9 protein-coding genes and 1 pseudogene are annotated in these 11,845 nt (G+C 37.7%); 6 read left to right on the top strand and 4 right to left on the bottom strand.

Annotated elements, in window-relative coordinates; translation table 11 throughout:
* The first annotated feature begins 43 nt into the window (after positions 1 to 43).
* The 3 genes and pseudogenes from BOQ64_RS14405 (at position 44) to BOQ64_RS14395 (ending at position 5,149) form a co-directional block, all read left to right on the top strand.
* On the top strand, positions 44 to 3,067 hold the full coding sequence (locus BOQ64_RS14405) for a SusC/RagA family TonB-linked outer membrane protein (RefSeq protein WP_129057518.1): 3,024 nt from the start codon (positions 44 to 46) through the stop codon (positions 3,065 to 3,067).
* Between the two features lie 11 nt (positions 3,068 to 3,078).
* Positions 3,079 to 4,517: pseudogene (locus BOQ64_RS24890) on the top strand (SusD/RagB family nutrient-binding outer membrane lipoprotein).
* A gap of 203 nt (positions 4,518 to 4,720) precedes the next feature.
* Entirely contained in the window at positions 4,721 to 5,149 is a 429-nt protein-coding gene (locus BOQ64_RS14395; RefSeq protein ID WP_129057517.1) for a hypothetical protein, read from the top strand.
* 89 nt (positions 5,150 to 5,238) lie between these two features.
* Here BOQ64_RS14395 and BOQ64_RS14390 read toward each other — a convergent pair whose 3' ends face one another.
* The gene (locus BOQ64_RS14390) at positions 5,239 to 5,556 is read right to left on the bottom strand and encodes a DMT family transporter (protein WP_129057516.1); all 318 of its coding nucleotides are present in this window, start codon (positions 5,554 to 5,556) and stop codon (positions 5,239 to 5,241) included.
* Between the two features lie 232 nt (positions 5,557 to 5,788).
* Here BOQ64_RS14390 and mug point away from each other — a divergent pair, with 232 nt between their 5' ends.
* Positions 5,789 to 6,292 (top strand): G/U mismatch-specific DNA glycosylase, encoded by a 504-nt coding sequence (gene mug, locus BOQ64_RS14385; protein WP_129057515.1) that lies wholly within the window; start codon positions 5,789 to 5,791, stop codon positions 6,290 to 6,292.
* Positions 6,293 to 6,295: 3 nt separating this feature from the next.
* On the opposite strand, the gene BOQ64_RS14380 is transcribed toward mug, so the two are convergent.
* The 3 genes from BOQ64_RS14380 to BOQ64_RS14370 all read right to left on the bottom strand — a co-directional run bounded on the left by BOQ64_RS14380 (position 6,296) and on the right by BOQ64_RS14370 (position 10,726).
* Complete coding sequence (locus BOQ64_RS14380) at positions 6,296 to 6,901, bottom strand: DNA-3-methyladenine glycosylase (RefSeq protein WP_129057514.1); 606 nt, start codon at positions 6,899 to 6,901, stop codon at positions 6,296 to 6,298.
* 248 nt (positions 6,902 to 7,149) lie between these two features.
* The gene (locus BOQ64_RS14375) at positions 7,150 to 9,321 is read right to left on the bottom strand and encodes a S9 family peptidase (RefSeq protein WP_129057513.1); all 2,172 of its coding nucleotides are present in this window, start codon (positions 9,319 to 9,321) and stop codon (positions 7,150 to 7,152) included.
* A gap of 10 nt (positions 9,322 to 9,331) precedes the next feature.
* Positions 9,332 to 10,726 (bottom strand): aminopeptidase P family protein, encoded by a 1,395-nt coding sequence (locus BOQ64_RS14370; protein WP_129057512.1) that lies wholly within the window; start codon positions 10,724 to 10,726, stop codon positions 9,332 to 9,334.
* Positions 10,727 to 10,913: 187 nt separating this feature from the next.
* Between BOQ64_RS14370 and BOQ64_RS24010 the strand changes: the two genes are divergently transcribed.
* Positions 10,914 to 11,243: a cupin domain-containing protein gene (locus BOQ64_RS24010; RefSeq protein WP_228448388.1), complete on the top strand. Its 330-nt coding sequence runs from the start codon at positions 10,914 to 10,916 to the stop codon at positions 11,241 to 11,243.
* Positions 11,240 to 11,797: a helix-turn-helix domain-containing protein gene (locus BOQ64_RS24005; RefSeq protein ID WP_228448387.1), complete on the top strand. Its 558-nt coding sequence runs from the start codon at positions 11,240 to 11,242 to the stop codon at positions 11,795 to 11,797. The genes BOQ64_RS24010 and BOQ64_RS24005 overlap by 4 nt, the downstream gene beginning before the upstream one ends.
* Positions 11,798 to 11,845: the final 48 nt, after the last annotated feature.

Below are 11,845 nucleotides of genomic sequence, written 5' to 3'. Positions count from 1 at the left end.
CAATTATTGAATTTTGGTTAAACAATAAACAAAATCAATAATTATGAAATACAAGTTAAAGCTTTTAAGTGCCGGAGTCGCTTTTTTTATTGGGAGCGAAACCTATTTCAGCCAGAGTAAACAGGATACCCTTACCACTAAGAATATCGAAGGAATTGTTGTTACCGCACTAGGAATCAAAAGAGAGAAAAGGTCTCTGGGCTATTCCACACAAGAGGTAAAAGGAGAGGATATTAATAAAAATCCAACGACCAATTTCCTGAATAATCTGTCAGGAAAAGTGGCTGGACTTGAAATTAGGCAGTCTACCAACTTTGGAGGTTCGATAGATGCTGTTTCAAGAGGCTATAAATCTATTTTAGGGGATAATCAGGCCCTTTTTGTAGTGGATGGAGTTCCTATTATCAACAGGAATATCAATTCTACAGTACAGCAAAATGGATTTGGCGGCTATGATTACGGAAGCCCTGTCTCGGATATCAATCCTAATGATATTGAAACTGTAAACGTACTAAAAGGGGCTGCTGCAACCGCTTTATATGGATCAAGAGCTCAAAACGGAGCTATTATCATCACTACTAAGAAAGGGAAGAAAAATTCACAGGGAATCGGTCTGGAATACAGTGGAAGTATTACCGTTTCCACTGTTGACAAATCTACGTTCCCTGAATATCAGACGCAATATGGGCAAGGGTATTGGGGAGATGTTTTCCCTAAATATCAGAATGAACCCATGGCCATTTTCTGGCATGATGCTTCCTATGGCGCTCCTTATGATCCTAATCTCATGGTATGGCAGTATGATGCCTTCACTCCCGGTTCCAAGAACTTTGGAAAGAAAACACCATGGGTAATGGCTAAAAACGGACCGATTACCTTCTTTGATAAAGCAATTAATCAAACCAATAATATCGCTCTGAGTGGCGGAAATGAGAAGGCAACCTTCAGACTGAGTTATTCTAATACCAATGCCACGGATATTATGCCTAATTCTTCTTTAATGAAAAATAATTTTGGTGGAAATGCCTCTTATAAAATTACGGATAAGCTTACCGCAACCATTTTTGCCAATTATATTACCCAAAGAACCAAAGGACGAAATTCTACAGGATATACAGACAATATTATGAGTGGTTTTCGCCAATGGTGGGCAACCAATATAGATCTTCAGGATCAGAAATATCTTTACGACACCTACAATAAAAACTATACATGGAATATAAAAAGACCTGATAATCTATCTCCTTCCTATTGGGATAATCCTTATTTCTCCCGGTATCAGAATTATCAGAATGACAGAAGAGACCGTTTTGCCGGAAACTTCAGTCTCAGCTACGACCTTTCAAAAAGCATCAACATTCTGGGAAGGGTAGGTATTGATGGCTATACAATGATTACCGAGGAAAGAAAAGCAGTAGGTTCCATGCCGGCTTTTTTCAGCTTTAATCTGATAGAGCAGCCTTCGGGATATGCGGTAACCAATCTGCGTTTTACAGAAACCAATTATGACCTGATTGCTACTTATAAAAAGAATATTACAGAAGACTTAAATTTACAGGCTTTACTGGGTGGAAACGTCAATGTTCAGTCCAACTATTCCAATGCACAGACAACAACCGGAGGTATATATATTCCGGATCTGTATACCATCTCCAATTCGGTGGCTACTCCTGCAAAACCTATTACAATAGATAATATAAAATATATTTACGGGGCATTTGTACAGGCTTCTTTAGGCTATAAAAACACCTATTATCTGGAAGGAACCTTCAGAAGAGATCAATCCAGCTCATTACCTAAAGAAAAACAGGTCTATTATTATCCTTCGGTTTCTGCCAGTGTAGTATTCTCCAATCTGTTGAAACAGGAATGGTTAAGTTTCGGAAAAATAAGGGCAGCCTATGCAGAAGTAGGTTCAGATACCAATGCAGATCAATTAAGAAACAGATATATTCCTCAGGCATCTTTAGAAAACAATCCGGTTTATTCCTATAATACTTCTCTGAGGAATGCTGATCTCCTTCCACAGAAACTGAAAAATTTTGAAATAGGCACCAATTTGCAGTTTTTAAAGAACAGAATAGGTTTAGATCTTTCATGGTTCCAAAATACTGCATTTAACCAGATATTACCGCTTCCCGTTTCTCTGGCAACAGGCTCTCTGTCTAAAATTCAGAATACAGGTGAACTTACAACAAAAGGAGTGGAGCTTACTTTAAATATAACTCCATTAAAATTTGAGCATTTTACATGGGATATGGCTATTAACTGGTCTAATCCCAAAACCAAAGTCACAGCTCTGAGGGAAGGAATAGAAAATATTACATTGGGCTCATTACAGGGTGGCATCACCATCAATGCTCCTCTTAATGAAGAATATGGAAGCATCTGGGGGGCAGATTTTGTATACGATCCTAATGGAAATAAGATCATAGGAAGCAATGGAGCGTATCTTCATACGGACGATAGCAATCATAACTTGGGAAGCTTTCAGTCTGATTTTGTAGCAGGTCTGAATAATTCTTTTACATATAAAAACTTTAACCTGAGCTTTCAGATCGATTGGAAAAAAGGAGGTAAGGTATTTTCTCTGGATCAGTATTATGGGTATGGAACGGGGCTTTATCCAGATTCTGTAGGTTTTAATGATCTTGGAAATCCTATCAGAAATACTCTCGAAAATGGTGGCGGAGTTATTTTACCGGGCGTAATGCAGGATCCTAATAATCCAGGACATTATATCCCAAATACAATTCGGTTAGACCGTTCGCAGTCCAGCCAGACTCTGGAAACCGATCCGCCGGTAGCTGCGTTTGTTTATGATGCAAGCTTTATCAAGCTCCGTCAGGTATCTGTTTCTTATACCTTCAACAATCAGTTTCTAAAAAAAGCAGGTATTCAGAATCTTACCCTTGGCCTGATAGGAAGCAATCTGTGGATTATTCATAAAAATTTGCCTTATGCAGACCCGGAATCCGGACTTTCATCAGGAAGTATTCAAGGCTATCAATCCGGAGTAATGCCTGCAACCAGAAATTTTGCCGTTAATCTGAAAGTTAATTTTTAAAACCTGTCACAATGAAAAATAATATTATAATCAGCTCTCTTTTAGTATTGGTACTAACGGGCTGTACATCAGATAATGTGAACGATGATCCTCATGTAGCTTATAATATGTCTCCTGAGCCTCTACTTACCTATGCAGAAAAAGAGCTGAGCGATTATATGACCACTCCCAGTGTCAACGAGAATAATTTCCGTCTTACCATGCAATACTGGCAGGAAGTAACCTATGTAAGTGAAAGCAATTATAATTTTACAGCAAGAAATGTTTCCAATACCGTCTGGACAGACAATTATGTGAATGTTCTGAACAATCTGAATAAAGCTAAAGAACTTATAGAACAATATCAGCCTACAGCTTCAGAAGTGAATAGCTGGCCTGCCAGGAAGCAGAATCAGTTAGCTATTATTGATATTCTTTCCGTCTATACATTTCAGACGATGGCAGATACTTTCGGTGACATTCCTTACAGTCAGGCGCTTAATTATGAAAAATATCCTCTTCCCAGCTACGACGATGATGCACAGATTTATGAGAAATTAATTACCCGTCTAAAAACAGATATTAATAATCTGAAGGAAGGGGAAGGAAGTTTTGGTTCCGGAGATATTTTCTATAGAGGTGATATAGGTAAATGGAAGAAATTTGGAAATTCACTGCTTTTGAAATTAGGAATTGCGCTCTCAGACGTTAATCCCTCCTTAGCTCAGTCTACGATCAATACAGCCGTTACAGGTGGAGTTATGACCAATGAAACAGACAATGCCGTTTTCAGGTATCAGGAAGAAACCCCAAACTTTAATCCGCTGTTTGAAAATATTGCCAACAGTGGAAGAGACGATTTTTTGGCGGAAAACCTTTTATAGATTTCCTTAATGCAACGTCCGATCCAAGAAGACCTCAGTATTTTAAAGATGTACATGGTGAATATATTGGGCAGATCATCGGATTGTCAGGGGTCTTCTCAGATTTTTCCGCTCCCGGACTCTTTGCTTATATTCCTACTACCCCCGGAAAGATAATGACCAGTACTGAGGTGGCTTTTTATCTTACAGAAGCAGCTGCCAGATTTGGAATTGGGGGAACTCCTGATATTCTTTATCAAAATGCAGTACAGGCATCCTTTAAGGAATGGAACCTTTCTGCACAGGATGCACAGGCCTACTTGCTAAGCAACCCTTATAATGCAGCCAATTGGAAAAAATCAATCGGAGAACAGGCTTGGGTTGCCATGTATAATCATCCTGTAGTATCCTGGAATTTCTACCGAAGACTGGATTATCCACTATTGCAGGCTCCACCCACAGCTATTGCCAATGCAAGCGGAAAAGTCCCTGTAAGACTTCAATATCCCACTTTAGAAGCTACCACTAATGGCACCAATTATACTAAAGCAGCTACAGCTATTGGGGGCGATAAGCTCACCACGAAAGTTTTTTGGGATGTTCAGTAAAAATAGTTAGGATTTAACACAATATAATTTTTTCTATTTTTTTCATATCTATTATTTTGTATCAAACCTGTATTATAGCAATACAGGTTTTTGCATGTTTATTGAAACCATTGATAGACCATAATTTTCTTTTCATAGATGTTTTTTCGGGGTTCCCCTCCATTTAATCACCTTTGAAAGGTAAATAATAAATGATTAAAATTATGGTAAACAGATTTCAAAGACTTATAAGCAGTTTTATGGTAATTGCATTGGTGGGAAGCCTATTTTTAAGCTGCAAAAGCAATGATGGTAATGATGATCCTACACCAATCACAGGCCAGAGTATAGATCCTGTACTTGGCACATTTAAAGGGACCATAAGAATTGCCACTCAGGATTATTACAACGCTATTGTTGTGGTTACGAAAGTAGATGCCTCTCATATTAAGGTTCAGCCTAAATCCGGTGAAGCATATTCTACAGCAACTCCCAAAGTTCTGACTGCACAAAATCCTGTAGGGGTAGGAGTAGGCGGGAATGATCCTGAAGGAAGTGTTAACTACCTCATCTCCACAAAAGCTTTACAGATCAGTACAAAAAAAACAGCGGCCACTGATGTGGAATTTTATTACGAAGGTACTAAACAATAATAAAATAATATAATGTGGTTGGTTTATTATTCGAATGTTGAATAATGGTTTGGCTTAATGATTAGCAATAATCTTAAGCCAATTTTCATTTAAAAAAGTTTAAGACCTATGATTCCCACCACAATCAGTAATGCAGATAGCAGTCTCAGAATACTGGCTGAATCCTGAAAAAACAGAACACCTACCAATAAAGTCCCTACCGCACCAATTCCGGTCCATACAGCATAAGCAGTCCCGATAGGAATACTTTTCTGGGCATACCAAAGAAATGCGCCACTCACTGTCATACATGCTATTGAAAACATAATCCAGGTCCATTTATTACTTTCAGGCTGCTGAGATAACTTAAGACCCAATGGCCATCCGATTTCAAAAATTCCTGCAATAATTAATGCAATCCAGTTCATACTATTTATTTTTAATGATTAGGAATGAAAAAATCTTCATCCTTACAATTACCCTGCAAAATTACCAGAACCTATTCATATTTAAATATATAAACTGAGTGATCCTGCAAAAAACACAGATAAAACGTAGTATACACAGGATGAGCCGTTAAACATTTTATATTCAGATGTAAGCCGAAATATTTGGAATATTGATACCTTTAAGCAATAGAAATAAGAACAGAAATCAAATATGTTAACTGATATTATTGCTCCTCATCTCGATGTTATTTTTTGCGGAATCAACCCTGGTTTAAAATCTTCAAATGATGGTCATCATTTTTCAGGGAGAAGTAACCGTTTTTGGAAAGTACTGCATCAGTCCGGATTTACTCCTTATGAAATTGAGGCTGTAAATGATACTGTGATTTTAGACTTCAGGTGTGGCTTAACAACCGCTGTAGAAAGAGCAACTTCCCGCGCAGATGAGCTTTCAAAGAACGAGTTTGATGAAGCTTTTGAAACTTTCAAAGCTAAAATAAATGAATTCCAGCCGGAATATGTAGCTTTTTTAGGGAAGGCTGCTTATAAAGCTTTTTCTAAAAAGAAGGAAATTGAATGGGGCCGGCAGCCAGAGGATTTCTGTGGAGCAAAAGTATGGGTTTTACCCAATACCAGCGGTCTGAATCGTGGGTTTTCTTTGGATGATCTTGTTCAGTATTATAAAGAGTTTTATCAGACCATTCATCCATCATAAGGTCTATACTTTGTTAGGCTTGCTTACATATTTGTTTCCTTTCACAAAAAATCGCCAGGGTAGCAGAGCATCTTCCTGTGCATAAGCAACTCCTATGCGGGGTCCTGCTGCAATAATTTCAGAAGCATACTGAATCCCATGATCTTCAATCCATATTTCATTTCCAGCCAGATCTTTTTTATTCAATGAACGGTCAATTCCCAATGCTTTAGCAGCTGATCCCGGACCGGCAGAAATGGCTGCTTTGGAAGCCGGCATATTTCTTCTGAATTCCATAATTTCTTTTCCAATTAATGGCTCAACGGCTCTCACCAAAACAGCATGAGGATCATCTTCCACAGAAGTCACTACATTGAAAAGGTGATGAATTCCATAGCATAAGTACACATACGAAACACCGCCTTGGTTGTACAACGTTTCAGTTCTATCTGTTCGCCTTCCACCATACGCATGAGAAGCTTTGTCTTTCACTCCAAAATAAGCTTCAGTTTCTACAATAATTCCGGCTGTAATTTCTCCATTTATTTCTGTAAAAAGTACTTTTCCCAATAGATCCTGAGCTAGAAAAAGAACGTCTTGATTAGAATAATAGGAGAGTGGTAGTTTCAACGGGTGGGTTTTTAGTAATTATTTACTCAAAATTAATGATAATTTGTTAAATAGAAGGATGGATGTTGGGTGCTGGGTGCTGGATGTTACTATTGGGAATATAATGACTGAAGAACCTTTTAACTTCTTAAAAATATTTATTAATAGGTGATACCCTCAACATCTGACTTCAAGTACTTCCATCTCCCAGCATCCAGCCTCCTTACTCAAAAAAAGCCCCACATTTCTGTGAGACTTTCATTCATTATTTATTTTCCTCCGGGAGGACAATGTTCTTTTAAATATTTTGTAAACATGGTAGCCAAATGCAATGATGTTCCTTCTCCTTCACTGATAGAGTGGGTTCTGTTAGGATAAGACATCAGCTGAAACTGCTTATTGTATTTTACCAATTCATTAATATAAACTTCCGTATTCTGATAATGTACGTTATCATCACCTGTTCCGTGAACCAATAACAGGTTTCCTTTAAGGTTTTTAGCATAAGCCAACGGAGAACCGTTTACAAAATCTTCTCTGTTTTCCTGTGGAAGCCCCATATAACGTTCCTGATAAATATTGTCATAGAATAATTGATTAGCTACAGGAGCAATCGCAATTCCGGTCTGGTAAATATCAGGATACTGTCCTAAAAGGTTTAATGTGGAAGAACCACCACCGCTCCAGCCCCATACAGCCACTCTGGAAGTGTCCACATAAGACCATTTTGCAAATAAAGCTTTTGCACCCATAGCCTGATCGCGGATATTGAGCTGACCTATTTTACGGTAAATGGATTTTCTCCACTCACGGCCTTTAGGAGCAGGTGTTCCACGGTTTTCAAGGGAAACATACAGATAACCATCCTGAGCCATATCTCCAATATATAAACCATTTTTCCCTGCATAGAAACTATCCGTTACCGTCTGTGATCCAGGCTCTCCATAGACCATGAAAACAATGGGATATTTTTTGTTGGAATCAAAATCTTTAGGCTTTACCACCCATCCGTCCAATGTAACACCATCCTGTGTGGTAATCTGGAAAAATTCTGTTTTAGCTCTTGAAGGATCTGCTTTTGAAACACTCTTCGCTGCTACAAGTTCCTTATGTTCCGGCAATGATACCACAGCTCCGGCTGAACGGGCATTGACACTGCTGTTGTTAAACATGGCAATTTTTCCGTTAGGAGATATTGTATATTGGTTAGATCCGGTATACGCTTCTGGAGTAAGTCTTTGGGATTTTCCACCCTGCATGCTTACTTTATACAGATATTTCTGAGTAGCATTGCCTGGAGAAGCCAAAAAGTAGATCTGCTTGTTCGGAACATCAAAAAACTCCGGTTTAATCACATCAAAAGCATCTTTTGTAATCAAAGTTTCTTTACCATTCATATCTATTTTATAAATATGTCTCCAGCCGTCTTTTTCAGAAAGCCATAGAAACTCTTTACCATTATTGATCCAGTCCCAGCCGCTTGGATCGTTTTCATTCCATCTGGATTTGATATCAATCCATGCTGCATCCGTCTCTGTATGGATTGTTTTGCTGCTTCCTGACTGGGCATCAGCCACCATAATTTTACTTTGATTCTGTTTTCTGTTCAGTTGCTGCAGAATAATAGATTTAGAATCCAGTACCCATTCCATTCGGGGAATATAATGCTGTACTTCGTCACCTGCAATATCTGCTTTTTTAGAAGACTTTGAGGCAAGATCATAGAACCAGATGCTGCATCCTGAAGGATTTTCACCCACTTTCGGATATTCTACAGGAACAGTAAACGAGTATAAACTATCTGTATTATTAATCATCAGAAAGTTTTTTGTTTCTCTTGCGTCTAACTTCCAGTAAGCAATTTTACTTCCGTCAGGAGACCATCTGAAGCCATCCTGAGTCCCGAATTCTTCTTCATAGGCCCAATCGAAGGTTCCGTTAATCATTCTGTCTGTACCATCATTCGTAATTTTGGTAAACTGATTATTGGAAAGATCTTCAATATAAATATTATGCTTAGAAACATAAGCTACCTTTTTACCATCAGGAGAGAACTTGGCAAACATTAATGAAGAAGCAGGCAGGTCTTTTCCAAGCTGAGTAAGTTTCTTGGTATTTTTATCAAAAATCCAGTAATCTCCGCGGGTATTATCCCGCCACACTTTCTTAGTATTGGTAAAAAGCAGCAAGCTTTTCCCATCAGGAGAAACCTGAAAGCTCTGTACTTCTAAAGCTGTGGAGCTTCCAGAAGGGATCAATTCATTATTACTTAAAAATGCCTGATCTTTTCCGGGATTCAGTACATCAATAATTCCAACCCCATTTTGGGTAAACGAATAATAAGCATTGCCATCAGGAGTCCATTGCGTCTTTTGGGCTGCCAATGGTGACAGGCACAGGAAATATAAGGCAATTGACGTTATTTTTTTAATATTCTTCATATGATATTTCTTAAGCTAAGTATTCTGCTCTGTAGTTTTCTATTTCTTCAACAGTACTAATCAATCCGTTTCCTAGAAGTCTGTAACCGTCATCAGTAATCAGGAAATCATCTTCTACACGAATACCGCCGAAGTTTCGGTATTCATTTACTTTATCATAATTAATGAATGCTGCATTTTTATTTTCAGCCTGCCAAATATCGATCAATTCAGGAATCATATAAATACCAGGTTCTACCGTCACTACATATCCGGATTCTAAAGCTTTTCCTAAACGTAAAGATTTAAGACCGAATGTATTGGTATCTTTTGGTTCGTCTTCTGTATACCCAATATACTGCTCTCCAAGATCTTCCATATCATGTACGTCCAATCCCATCATATGCCCTAATCCACATTGGAAAAACAGGGTGTGGGCATTGTTTTTCACGGCTTCTTCAGGGTTTCCTTTCATCAGCCCAAGATCTACAAGTCCTTCTACCAGATATTCAGAAGCTTTCAGATAAATATCTTTAAATTTTACCCCAGGTTTCAGAAGTTGATGAGCATTATTAAATGAATTCAGAACAATTTCATACATTTCCTTTTGCTTCGTGCTGAAAGTTTTGCTTACAGGGAATGTTCTGGTTAAGTCACCTGCATATCCCATCGCCGTTTCTGCACCGGAATCATTAAGGAAAAGATCTCCTTCTCTCAGCGTATTAAGACGGTAATGATTGTGAAGGATACCACCGTTGATGGTAACAATCGGCGGATAAGACATCTGGCACTCTTTATTGGCAGCAAGATATTGAATCGCATTGGCTATTTCATATTCTTTAACACCAGGTTTCGCTATTCGCATCGCCAGTAAATGCATTTCATTGGATACATTTACAGCCTCTTCTATCTGTACGATTTCCTGAGCTTCTTTTACAGAGCGCTGCTTTACCACAGCCTTAATCATCTCCACAGAAGGTTGTAATTCTGCTATTTTAATCCCTAAAAGATCAGTCAGTAAAATCTTATTGGAAGGCTGATAAGGCGGAAGATAATGTACTTTTCTTCCAGAGGATTGTGCTTTCAGAAGATATTGAGAAAGTTCTGTATACGGTAACGTTTCCTGTACTCCGGATTTCAGACTTTTTTCTTTCAACGTTTCCTGTCTTCCCATCCATACAATATCATCTATACTCAGTTCATCTCCGAAAACGATGGTCTTATTCTCATCAATGTCAATAATAGCTGCAATTTTAGGCTCCTGAATTCCAAAATAATACAGAAAAGTACTGTCCTGACGGAAATAATAAGGATTATGCTCAAAATTTACAGGATTCTCTATATTTCCTAAAAATAATAGAATTCCACTGGCCACATTGCCCTGCAATACAGCTCTTCTGTCTTGATAAGTTTGTGCTGAAAACATATGTTTATGAATAGTTTTTATTTTAAAAGTTTAAAGTTACGATTTTGTACTATTTGAAGTACTTCATTCATTAAAATAATGGAGATGTAAAGTTTGTATTTTAATATGATATTTAATGTTCATATTTTGCTTAAATTCGGCAATATTTTAACACTCTAATCCGTTAGCTTCATAAAGTATTGATTCTATGAAAAGTCTTCAGTTTTCAGTTCCGGCAGACACCAATAAAAGTATCCGTATTCAGGAAGATATTATGCCTAATTTCTATCCCTATTTCCATCGGCATACCGAAACACAGATTATGTGGATTCTTAAAGGACACGGTACTCTTGCTATAGAACAGAACCTTTTCGCTTTTGAACCCGGAGATATTTTTTATCTGGGTGCTAATCAGTCGCACGTTTTCAAAGGTGATTTTGCTGAAAATGAAAAACAGAAAGTACATGCTATCTCTATTTTCTTCGATCCCAATAAAAAATATCTGCTTTTTTTGACCTACCTGAGTTTGAAGAATTGAAAAATTTCATCGAACACTCAAAAATAGGATTTCAGGTCGCTTCAAAATTAAAATCAAGTGTAGGAGAAAGTATGGCTGCTTTACAAAAGACACAAGGAGTAGAACAGATTATAGATTTTATAAAGATTTTAAACCATCTGATGCAGAACAGACATCTGCATATTCCGTTGTCTTCAGAAAAAAACCTACCTAATCATATTTCCGACAATGATCAGAGAATTATAGATGCTCAATCCTATATTAAGAAAAATTTTACCCAGCATAAACTTACTCTTGATACCATTGCTAAAGAAGCCTGTATGACTCCGCAGGCATTTTGCAGATCCTTTAAAAAACACACCAGGATTACTTATATCCAATATCTTAATGAATTGAGAGTGCAGAGAGCATGCAGATTATTGACGTCCAGCAGCAGATACAGTATTTCCTCTGTTGCCTTTAATAGTGGATTCAACAGTCTTACCAATTTCAACCGGGTTTTTAAATCCATTATGAAATACTCTCCCAAAGAATATCTGAAGCATTATAAAGAAGCTACTTTTGACCACGAATAACCACATGTTAAAATACGGTCAGAACTCATTAAAATATTAACATTTATC

Source organism: Chryseobacterium sp. CH25 (assembly GCF_004119455.1).
In the GTDB taxonomy this organism is placed as follows: domain Bacteria; phylum Bacteroidota; class Bacteroidia; order Flavobacteriales; family Weeksellaceae; genus Chryseobacterium.
This window is presented reverse-complemented; position numbering and strand designations above follow the sequence as displayed.

Bases quoted from the DNA above. Each gene is read 5' to 3' on its own strand.
- BOQ64_RS14405 (WP_129057518.1), top strand. From the start codon at position 44: ATGAAATACAAGTTAAAGCTTTTAAGTGCCGGAGTCGCTTTTTTTATT.
- mug (WP_129057515.1), top strand. From the start codon at position 5,789: ATGTTAACTGATATTATTGCTCCTCATCTCGATGTTATTTTTTGCGGA.
- BOQ64_RS14375 (WP_129057513.1), bottom strand. From the start codon at position 9,321: ATGAAGAATATTAAAAAAATAACGTCAATTGCCTTATATTTCCTGTGC.
- BOQ64_RS14390 (WP_129057516.1), bottom strand. From the start codon at position 5,556: ATGAACTGGATTGCATTAATTATTGCAGGAATTTTTGAAATCGGATGG.
- BOQ64_RS24010 (WP_228448388.1), top strand. From the start codon at position 10,914: ATGAAAAGTCTTCAGTTTTCAGTTCCGGCAGACACCAATAAAAGTATC.
- BOQ64_RS14370 (WP_129057512.1), bottom strand. From the start codon at position 10,726: ATGTTTTCAGCACAAACTTATCAAGACAGAAGAGCTGTATTGCAGGGC.
- BOQ64_RS14395 (WP_129057517.1), top strand. From the start codon at position 4,721: ATGGTAAACAGATTTCAAAGACTTATAAGCAGTTTTATGGTAATTGCA.